Annotated in this window: 8 protein-coding genes; 6 read left to right on the top strand and 2 right to left on the bottom strand. The window is 75.1% G+C overall.

The window, feature by feature from the left end; all coding sequences use genetic code 11:
* The 6 genes from ACFXA3_RS26445 to ACFXA3_RS26420 all read left to right on the top strand — a co-directional run.
* A partial coding sequence (locus ACFXA3_RS26445) for a GTPase-associated protein 1-related protein (protein WP_385190789.1) occupies window positions 1–773 on the top strand: 773 nt, incomplete at its 5' end.
* Complete coding sequence (locus ACFXA3_RS26440; RefSeq protein ID WP_385190788.1) at window positions 770–2458, top strand: hypothetical protein; 1689 nt, start codon at window positions 770–772, stop codon at window positions 2456–2458. The genes ACFXA3_RS26445 and ACFXA3_RS26440, both read left to right, overlap by 4 nt.
* A 54-nt stretch (window positions 2459–2512) precedes the next feature.
* Window positions 2513–2641 carry a hypothetical protein gene (locus ACFXA3_RS26435; RefSeq protein ID WP_376192783.1) on the top strand — a complete coding sequence of 43 codons (129 nt, stop codon included), beginning with the start codon at window positions 2513–2515 and terminating at the stop codon, window positions 2639–2641.
* Between the two features lie 36 nt (window positions 2642–2677).
* Entirely contained in the window at window positions 2678–3340 is a 663-nt protein-coding gene (locus ACFXA3_RS26430) for a tellurium resistance protein (RefSeq protein ID WP_385190792.1), read from the top strand.
* Between the two features lie 164 nt (window positions 3341–3504).
* Complete coding sequence (locus ACFXA3_RS26425; RefSeq protein ID WP_385190786.1) at window positions 3505–4533, top strand: protein phosphatase 2C domain-containing protein; 1029 nt, start codon at window positions 3505–3507, stop codon at window positions 4531–4533.
* On the top strand, window positions 4530–5861 hold the full coding sequence (locus ACFXA3_RS26420; RefSeq protein ID WP_385190785.1) for a protein kinase: 1332 nt from the start codon (window positions 4530–4532) through the stop codon (window positions 5859–5861). Before ACFXA3_RS26425 ends, ACFXA3_RS26420 begins: the two co-directional genes overlap by 4 nt.
* Before the next feature lie 33 nt (window positions 5862–5894).
* Here the strand turns inward: ACFXA3_RS26420 and ACFXA3_RS26415 are convergent, their stop codons facing one another.
* Complete coding sequence (locus ACFXA3_RS26415) at window positions 5895–6221, bottom strand: hypothetical protein (protein ID WP_385190784.1); 327 nt, start codon at window positions 6219–6221, stop codon at window positions 5895–5897.
* A gap of 35 nt (window positions 6222–6256) precedes the next feature.
* Window positions 6257–7501, bottom strand: a complete 1245-nt coding sequence (locus tag ACFXA3_RS26410; RefSeq protein WP_385190782.1) for a hypothetical protein — start codon at window positions 7499–7501, stop codon at window positions 6257–6259.
* Between the last annotated feature and the right edge of the window lie 200 nt (window positions 7502–7701).

Below are 7701 nucleotides of genomic sequence, written 5' to 3'. Positions count from 1 at the left end.
CCGGGGCGCCGCGGGTGGCCGGCCCGGGGGAGGTGCTCGCGCGGGGGGCCGTGTCCGCCCCGGCGGGCGACCGGTCGGCGCAGGAGCTGGCGCCGGAGCTGCTGCGCCGGTTCCCCACGGAGCTCCCCGCCGCGCTGCGCTCATCGTTGCTGCTGCTGGAGCTGGCGCGGAACCTGCGGGTGCGGCAGACGGAGCCGGGCTGGGTCCGCCGGGCCCTGGAGCTGGGCGCGGCCGGTCCCACGCCGACGGCGCGCGAACACGCGTACGCGGCGGCGGCCGCCCGGCTGCTCGCCGAGGACCGGCCCGGCAGCGAGGTGCGGGCGCTGATCGAGAGCAACGACGCCGAGCTGCTGGCGGCGTACCGCCGGGCCGCCCGGGAGCCGCGGATCGCGGACCGGCTCAGGCTCGACCCCGCGTACGCGGCGGAGTGCTTCGCCACCTGGTCCTCGCAGCCCCAGGCGGGCGCGCTGTGGCAGGAGACCCGCACCGATCTGCTGGACGGCGTGCTGCGGCCGGTCGTACGGGGGCTGGCGCCCGCGGAGCTGGCGGTGCTGGAGGAGGCGCTGGCCCGGCTCGGCGGCCGCTGGGCGGAGGACTTCCGCGGCTGGCAGCGGCCCGGCGCCTTCGGCCGGCTGCGCGGCCGCTTCGGCGGATCGGGCCGCCGCGGCGCCCGCGGCACGTCCGGGACCCCGCCGCTGCGCGGCGGTTCCGGCGGCCCGATCGCCCCCGGCGGCGACCCCGCCGGCCGCGCCGAGGACGGACGGCACCCGTGAACGAAGGGAACATGCCGGACGTCGACTTCCTGTTCATCGCGCAGATCGCGGGCTGGGCCACGGGTGCGATCGCGGTGGCGATCTGTCTCGGGTACGGGCTGTGGCGGTTCACCGCCCTGGCGCTGGGGGCCGCCGCGAACGCCTTCGCCGTGCGCACACCCGGCTCCCCCGACCCGCGGATCACCCCGTACCCCGGCAAGGAGCCGGCGCAACCCGCCTACTGGACCCGGCAGATGTGGATCGACGCGGCGGCCGCGGCGCGCGCCGGCGCGTACGCCGTGTGGTATCTGCTGGCCCACCACTGGCTGGACGAGATCGTCCGCCGGCGGCTGCTGCGCGGCCGCCACGGGACGACCGGCGACGAGGCCGACCACGTCCTCGGACGGCTCCTGCTGCGCCTGATCGCGCCGGCAACGGCCCTGGCCGCCGTGCTGTCGGCGGTGCTCTCCGGCGCCCTGCTCCTCGGCGTCGCGGTCGCGTTCGCCGCCCAGCTGCTGCTGGTCCGGGCCGTGGCGCTGGCCGGGGTGCTGGGCGGGCGGGGCGCGGAGCGGCTGTGGAAGCTGGCCCTCGGGATCCGCATGAAGTGCCCGTACCCGGGCTGCTACCGGCCGTTCCCGCTGGCCGTGCACCTGTGCCCGGGCTGCGGGGCCGCCCACCGGGAGCTGCGGCCGGGCCGGTACGGGGCGCTGCGCCACGTCTGCCGGTGCGGCCGGGCCCTGCCCACCACGGCCCTGGCCGGCCGGCGCAGGCTCCCGGCCCGCTGCCCGCACTGCGATCAGGAGCTGCCGCCGGCCGTGGGCACGACGCGGGTGGTGCACCTTCCGTTGGTCGGCGGTACCTCCGCCGGGAAGACCATGCTGATGGCGGCGATGCTCGACGGGCTGCGGTCCTGGTCGCACGAGTCCGCGCTCACGGTGGAGTTCGCGTCCCCGGCCGACCGGCGCGAGGCCAACACCCTGGGCCGGCAGGTGGAGTCGACGGGGTGGGCGCTGAAGACGCAGGGCGGGCAGCCCCGTGCGCTGATGCTGCTCGTCGGGCGCGGCGGGCGCGGGCCGCTGCGGCGCCGCCGGCTCCTGTACCTGTACGACCCGATGGGCGAGTCGCTGCGCGACGCGGACACCACGCGGCGCCAGGAGTACCTCGCGCACGCCGACGGGGTGCTGCTGGTCGCGGACGTGCTGGCCTCGCCCGTCGTCCGGCGCGCCCTGCGCGAGGGCGACGGACGGCTCGCGGTGGAGGCCCGGCCCGCCGACCTGGGCCCGGTGGAGACGTACGAAGGGTTCACCGGCGAGCTCCAGGGGCTCGGCGGCCGCCGGAGGCGTCTCGCGGTGGCCGCGGTGGTCACCAAGCGGGACGTCCTGGACCGGCTGGGTTCGCTGCCGCGGCCGCAGGACCGCCCGGTCGACGCCTGGCTGGCCGAGATCGGGCTGGGCGAGCTGGTCCGCGCGCTGGGCCACGACTTCGCGGCGTCCCGCTACTGGGCGGTCAGCGCCCACGCGGCCACCGGCGCGGGGGCGCTGGCGGCCGAGCAGCGGCGGGCGGCGGAGCCGGTGCTGTGGCTGCTGTCACGGACGGGACTGCGGATCGGCGGTCCGGCGGCCGCGGTGCAGGAACCGCGCCTTCCGCGGCTGCCCCGGCCGCGCGGCCGCACCGCGAACCCGGCACCGGATCGATCAAGCCTGTGACGTGGGCCGGGGCGAAGGCTAGGGTCGAAGAGTCGCTGAGAGGAGCAACACCCCATGGTGACACCGCAGATCGCACGGGGGCGGCTGCTGATGCTGGTCCTGTTCGCGGCGGCGGTCGTGATGACGGCGGCCGCCGGGGTGGCGGCGCTGGTGCGGTACGTGCCGCAATGGCTCGGGAGTTGAAGGAGATTAGCGGTGAGTGACATCCCCGGCGGGCCGATGGCGAACCGGCCCGTCCACTTCATCTGGCTGCTCGACTGCTCGTATTCGATGCAGGGCGAGAAGATCGGCCAGCTCAACTACGCGATCAGGGAAGCCGTTCCGGAGATGCGCTCGGTGGCGCAGGACAATCCGGCGGCCCAGCTGCTGCTGCGCACGATGACCTTCGCCACCACGGCCCGCTGGCACCACCAGGACCCGGTTCCGGTGGAGGACTTCACCTGGCAGGACGTCCAGGTGGACGGGATGACCAATCTGGGCGAGGCCCTGCACATGGTGGCCCGCGAGCTGGACACGCCGCCGATGCCGCAGCGGGCGCTGAAGCCGGTGCTGGCGCTGGTCTCCGACGGGGTGCCGACGGACGACTGGAAGGCGGGGCTGCGGGCGGTCGACGCGACCCCGTGGGGGCGCAAGGCCGTACGGGTGGCCATCGCGATCGGCGCGGACGCCGACCGCACCGTGCTCCAGGAGTTCCTGGGCAATCCGGAGCTGCAGCCGCTGGACGCGAACAGCCCCAAGCAGCTGGCGGCGGCGATCCGCTGGGCTTCGACGGCCGCGGTCAAGGCGGCCTCGCAGCCGGTCGCCGGGTCCTCGGACCCGATGGCGAAGCAGCCGCCGTACGCGCCGCCGGTGCTCGACGACGACGATGACGACGTGTGGTGAGCGGGCCCGTGTCACCGGAACCACCCCCGGTACCCCCGTCCGTACCACCGCCGGTACCACCGCCGCTGCCGCAGCCCGTGGCGCCGCCGGTGCCACGGCCCCCGGCGCCCGCAGGCCCGTCGGCCGGGCCGCTCTGGGACACGCTCCGGGAGAGCGTCCAGGGCGTGAACAAGACCCGCAACCAGGACTACTGCGAGGTCTCGGGCCTCGGCACGGCCGAAGAACCGCTGATCATGGCGGTCGCCGACGGCCACGGCTCCGCGGTGCACGCCCGCAGCCATCTGGGCTCCCGCTTCGCGGTCGACCTCTTCGTCGAGGAGGCCCGGCGGTTCGGGGCGCTCGCCCAGCCGCGCGGTGACGAGCGGCCGCCGAGCCTGGCCTGGCTCATGCACTACGCCGAGCACGCCTTCCCCCGCCAGCTCGTCAGCGCGTGGCGGGACAAGGTGCTCGGCAACTGGGAGCGGACCAGCTCGCACCGGGAGCCCGGCCTGTCCGAGGAGCGCAAGGTGCTGCTGTACGGGAGCACGCTCGTCGGTGCGGTGCTCACCCCGCGGGTGTTCGCGGCCTGGCAGCTCGGCGACGGCGAGCTGACGGTGGTGGACGACGCCGGGCGGGTGACCGTACCGCTGGCGCCCGCCGAGGCGGACCTGGGGGACGAGACGGAGTCGCTGTGCACCCCCGAGGCGTGGCTGCGGGTACGGGTGCACTGGGCCCCGGTGACGGCGCCCGGGCGGGCGCCCCGGCTGGTCGCGGTCTCCACCGACGGGCTGTCCAAGAGCTTCGCCTCGGACCGGGGGTTCCTCCAGTTCATGGCCGGGCTGGACGACCGGCTGTCGGCGGACGGCGCCGACACGGTCCGGGCCGTCCTCCCGGGGTGGCTGTCCAAGGCTTCGCAGCACTCCGGGGACGACACCACCCTGGTGGCGGCCTGGCACCCGGGCACCCCACCGGCCCCCGCCCCCGCCCCCGCCCCCGCCCCGACCGCCGCGCAGGCACCGGCACCGGCGCGGACTCCGGACGATCCGCCGCGGACACAGGCCCCGGGCCCGGCAGCGACACCGGCTCCGGATCCCCGGCCGGCACCGGACGCGGAGGCCGTCGACGGGGTGCCACCGGCCGGGACGATGTGGACCGCGCCCGCGCAGGCCACCGACCCGGCACCACCGACCGACCCGTACGGGAGAGACGAATGAGCGGCATGCTCGACAGCGGAACCCTGCTGACGACCGACAGCGGGACGGGCGTGGAGGTCTTCGACCTGCTCGGCGCCGGCGGCCAGGGGGAGGTCTACCGGGTGAAGACCTCCGCCGGGTACCAGGCGCTCAAGTGGTACTACCCGGCCTGCGCGACCCCCGCGCAGGAGGCCATCGTCCGCCAGCTGGTGGGCCGCGGCTTCGAGGACGACCGCTTCCTGTGGCCGCTGGACTTCGTGGCCGACGCGCGCGGCGGGTTCGGGTACCTGATGGACATCCGCCCGGACCGGTTCAAGGGCCTGCCCCTGCTGTTCCGGCGGCAGCTGCGCACCTCGCCCCGGGCCCTGCTGAAGGCGTGCCTCTACACGGTCGAGGCGTACCAGGCCCTGCACTCGCGGGGGATCGCCTACCGGGACATCTCCTGGGGCAACATCTTCTTCGATCCGGCCACCGGCGACGTACTGGTCTGCGACAACGACAACGCGGTGGTGGAGGGCGACAGCACCGGCATCTCGGGGACCATGGAGTTCATGGCGCCCGAGCTGGTGCGCGGCGACCCGGGGGTCTCCCCCGGCACCCAGAGCGATCTGCACTCGCTGTCGGTGCTGCTGTTCATGCTGCTGATGAACCACCATCCGCTCAAGGGACGGCGCGAGCTCGCGATCCACTGCCTGGACGAGGCGGCGGAGCGCAAGCTGTACGGGAAGCAGCCGCTGTTCGTCTTCGACCCGCAGGACCGGTCCAACGCACCCGACCCCGTCGAGCAGTCGACCGTACTGGCCACGTGGGCGGCGGCGCCCGACTCGCTGCGGGAACTGTTCACCAAGAACTTCACGGCGGGTCTGCACGACCCCACGACGCGGGTCCGCGAGTCGCAGTGGCGGGACACCCTGCGGGCGGTGCTCGACGCGGTGGTGGAGTGCGCGCAGTGCGGGCGGCAGAACATGACCGAGCCGCGGTCCGCCGATCCGGGCACCTGCTGGAGCTGCGGGAGCACGCTGGTGCTGCCGCCGCGGCTGGTGCTGACCACGCCCCCGCCGCGCACCGAGCACCACATCCTGCTGCACCGCTCCTCCCGGGTGCAGGAGCACCACCTGGCCCCGGAGCCGGCCCGGCACGACTACGGCGACGGGACCCTGGTGGCGCAGCTGACCGAACACCCGCAGAAGCCCGGCCGGTTCGGGCTGGCGAACCGGTCGGGCGCGGTGTGGACGGGGACCCGCGCGGACGGCTCCACCCAGCGGATCGAGCCGGGGCAGACCGTGCCGCTGCGTTCGGGTCTGGAGCTGGACTTCGGCGGCGCGCGGGCCGTCGTACGGGCCAAGTAGGCCGCGCAGGAGCCGCAGACGGAGCGGCGGGGGTCAGTTCGTCAGGAGGCGGCTGATCTCCTGCGCGAGGGCGAGTCCGCCGCTGCCCGCTCCGAGACCGAGCGTGATGGTCTCCAGGGAGCGGCGGATCAGCCCCGGCTCGGCCGGGCGGCCCTGCTGAGCGGCCCGGTCCAGTTCGCCGTGGAGCTCGTCCGCCGCCCGGATCCGGCCCGGGTCCGCGTCCTGCTCGCGCAGCCACTGGGCGAGTTCGGCGGCCAGCCGCAGCGTCTGGGCGGCGCCCTCCTGCTGCCCGATGTTGATCGTGCCGTTGTCGCCGATGATGCCGGCGGTGACCTTCTCGTTGAAGTTGAACGTGCCCATCTCGTCTCCTGTGTCCGGTTCCGCCGGTGGTGGGGTCAGGGCGTGCCGCGGCCCTGGGCGGCGGGGCCGCCCTGGGCGCCCGGCCCGTTGTGGTGGTTGACCGTGCCGTTGTCCCCGATGACCCCGGCCTGCACGCTGCCCTGGAAGGTGTAGGTGTGCGTGTTGATGACCTGCTGCGCCTGGTCGTAGGAGCTGGTGTCGACGTTGTGGTCCTTCAGGAACCGTTCGGTCGCTATCAGCACACCCTGCTGGAGGCGCTGGAGGAAGTCCTGCGAGTCGGTGCGTTCGGTGTAGCCCAACTGACCCCAGTCCGCGACCCGCTCGCGGATGCTGTCCACGGCGCCGTAGTCGTACAGCATGTGCCGCTTGTCGATCTCGCGCCGCGTCCTCTCCAGGGTGCGGGCGCGCCGGCGGCGCTCCGCGGACCGGCGGGAGAGCCGGGACGCGGCGCCGATCAGGGCCGGCCCGGCGGCGCCGGTGGCGTGGCGGACCAGGCTCCACCAGCGTTCGAAGCCGTCCACGGGGAGCCGGTTGACCCGGTCGAAGCGGGCCTGGAGCGGCGGGATGCCGTACGCCGACACCTCCCAGGTGAGGCTGGGGTGGTGGAGGCGGGCCCGCAGGTGCATGGAGACGATGGCCCGGCCGCCCTCGCCGGCCCGCACCAGGCTGAGGTAGGTCCGCATGCCGGCGCCGGACTGCATCAGGCCCGCCTGGACGAGCTGTTTGGGGATCTGGGCACGTGGCCGCTCCAGCCGGTCCGGCAGCAGTTCGGCGCCCACGTACGGGACGTGGTTGCCGATCACGTAGAGCCGGTTGCGGACCTGGAGGCCCTTGAGGCCGGCGATGTTCTCCATCTCGCGGGCCACGTAGGTGTGCAGGTCGACCGCGTCGAAGGGCTTGATGCGCAGTTTGCCGCCGCCCGCCGGGGCCTCGGCGGGCCGGCTCACGTCGATGGGCTGCCAGACCATCTCCTTGAGTTTGGAGCCGCTGCCGACGAACGGGTTGGTGCGTTCGGCGCTCGCCGTGTACGGAACCACGTTGGCGCGCTTCTGCTCCAGCAGGCGCTGTTCCACCTCGGGTTCGACGGCCGGGGCCAGGTCCGCGGGCCGGTCCGCGCCGTGCTCCACGGTGAGCGCCGCCGTACGGGCCCGGCTCTCGGCCTGGTGGACCAGCCACCACGCGCTCGCGTACGCCAGGGCGACGAGTGCGGCGGCCGTGTACGCGAGGCCCCACCGGGCGGCGACCAGCGCGTACAGCAGCACCGGTACCGCCGCCCACACGCCGACGCCGCAGATCCAGGCGAGGCGCCGGTCCCGTTCGTCGGTCCGCCGGACGGCGGCGGGGGCGGGGGCGGGCCCCGCCCGCGCGGGGGGCGCCCGCGCCGCCCCGCCCCAGGAGCACGGCGGACGCGCAGGCCCGGGGGGCGGAGGCGTTGGAGCGGCGGATGGCCAAGCAGCGGCGGGCCGAGGAGGCCCTGCTG

It is taken from the genome of Streptomyces sp. NPDC059456 (assembly GCF_042750055.1).
GTDB lineage: Bacteria > Actinomycetota > Actinomycetes > Streptomycetales > Streptomycetaceae > Streptomyces.
This window is presented reverse-complemented; position numbering and strand designations above follow the sequence as displayed.

Excerpts from the sequence above, each read along its gene's own strand:
- ACFXA3_RS26435 (WP_376192783.1), top strand. The coding sequence starts at position 2,513 with ATGGTGACACCGCAGATCGCACGGGGGCGGCTGCTGATGCTGGTCCTG.
- ACFXA3_RS26430 (WP_385190792.1), top strand. The coding sequence starts at position 2,678 with ATGGCGAACCGGCCCGTCCACTTCATCTGGCTGCTCGACTGCTCGTAT.
- ACFXA3_RS26420 (WP_385190785.1), top strand. The coding sequence starts at position 4,530 with ATGAGCGGCATGCTCGACAGCGGAACCCTGCTGACGACCGACAGCGGG.
- ACFXA3_RS26415 (WP_385190784.1), bottom strand. The coding sequence starts at position 6,221 with ATGGGCACGTTCAACTTCAACGAGAAGGTCACCGCCGGCATCATCGGC.